1 pseudogene is annotated in these 336 nt (G+C 39.3%); it reads left to right on the top strand.

Annotation, left to right across the window (positions count from 1 at the left end):
• Positions 1-260: pseudogene (locus HMPREF2613_RS05575) on the top strand (hypothetical protein); the annotation flags it as partial.
• Between the last annotated feature and the right edge of the window lie 76 nt (positions 261-336).

Consider the following 336-nt stretch of genomic DNA (forward strand, 5'->3'; position numbering starts at 1 on the left):
CCATGTACATTATGGCGCTTGAGATTGCAAAGGTGATTGATGGGCAAATTAGCGAGGATAATAAGAAGACATGGCTAACAGTCGAGGAATTTAAGAAAAAGCACGAGGCTATTCTATCTCTGACTTTTGATGAAGCAAATGAACGAAGTTTGATTGAAATTCAAACGATGGATGTTGTAGACGACCCTCTTTGGGAGGAAGAGGCCACTCGTCGAAAAGAATATATACTAGCACATGGAGGCGATATCTCAGATTTATGAGACTATATATCAAAGGCGATTACACCAAAGAAATTCCATTTGATTACATGGAACTAGCGAAAAGGATGTGGTTTGA

The sequence above is a fragment of the Streptococcus sp. HMSC070B10 genome (genome assembly GCF_001808665.1).
Lineage (GTDB): Bacteria > Bacillota > Bacilli > Lactobacillales > Streptococcaceae > Streptococcus.